The sequence below is a fragment of the Sediminibacterium soli genome, assembly GCF_009939225.1.
GTDB classification, from domain to species: Bacteria; Bacteroidota; Bacteroidia; order Chitinophagales; family Chitinophagaceae; genus Sediminibacterium; species Sediminibacterium soli.
Map to the genome: position 1 here is coordinate 1 of NZ_JAACJR010000012.1, position 1,285 is coordinate 1,285.

Sequence of the window (1,285 nt, forward strand, 5' to 3'; positions counted from 1 at the left end):
GCTCAAAGAGCAGTTCCGGACGGGTAAATCATTGTTCAGTAAAGGCGGCGCCTTTGCCCCCTTGCTGGAGGAGTTGCTCAATTCTATGCTTGAAGGCGAACTGGAAGGCCATCTGGATGAAGAGGAACGTCAAAAAGGTAATCGTAAAAATGGTAAGGGTAGCAAGTTGCTGAAGACCTCAGCCGGCAGTATTGAGATCAATACACCTCGTGATCGGTTGGGTAGTTTTGAGCCCGAGATCGTGAAGAAACGGGAGACGATCATGGCTGCCAGCCTGGAGGATAAGATCATTGGCCTGTATGGCCTTGGTACCAGTCTACGCGACATCAGCGCCCATATCAAAGAGACCTACGACACAGATATATCAGCAGCCACATTAAGCAGCATTACCGACAAGGTGATTCCCCTGGTAAAAGAATGGCAACAGCGTCCTTTGGAAAGCCTGTATTGCATTGTATGGCTGGATGCAATGCACTATAAGGTAAAAGAAGAGGGCCGTACACAGACACGTTGTGTTTATAATGTTCTTGGCATCAACAAAGACGGCAGAAAAGACGTGTTGGGCATGTATGTATCGCAGAGTGAAGGGGCTAACTTCTGGCTGAGTGTGATCACCGATATGAAACAAAGGGGTGTTGAAGATATCCTGATCGCCTCCATCGATAACCTCAAAGGCTTTGATGAGGCCATCCGGACGGTCTATCCTTACACCGAGATACAAACCTGTATTGTTCACCAGATACGCAACTCCATTAAGTATGTGGCCAGTAAGGATCAGAAAACATTCATGGCCGATCTTAAACCTGTTTACAGGGCTGATAATGAAGGCCAGGCATTGACCGAACTGGACATGCTCAAAGAGAAATGGGGTAAAAAATATCCGATGGTGATCAGTTCCTGGGAAAACAACTGGCCGAAGCTCAGTACCTACTTTAAATACCCTGCCGGTATCCGTAAGCTGATCTATACCACCAATACCATAGAGGGCTATCACCGGCAGATCAGGAAAGTAACCAAAAACAAGGGCGTATTTACCAGTGATATGGCTTTGCTGAAGTTGATTTACCTGGCCACCGAGCGTATCCAGCAAAAATGGACCATGCCATTGAATAACTGGGGCATCACAGCCTCACAATTAAAAATTATATTTACTGACAGAATGAAAACAGATCTCTGACAGCGCACCGTAAAAAAGAGGCGGTGCCTTGCTCTGTGGATGGAGCCGACACCGCCTCTTTTAAACTATAATCAAGTTATTCTTTGACACAGTTCATTTTACAAACCC

1 protein-coding gene is annotated in these 1,285 nt (G+C 46.3%); it reads left to right on the forward strand.

Annotation, left to right across the window (positions count from 1 at the left end):
- Positions 1-1,177 (forward strand): IS256 family transposase (locus GWC94_RS16330; RefSeq protein ID WP_161836434.1); only part of this gene is annotated, 1,177 nt, incomplete at its 5' end.
- Positions 1,178-1,285 lie beyond the last annotated feature (108 nt).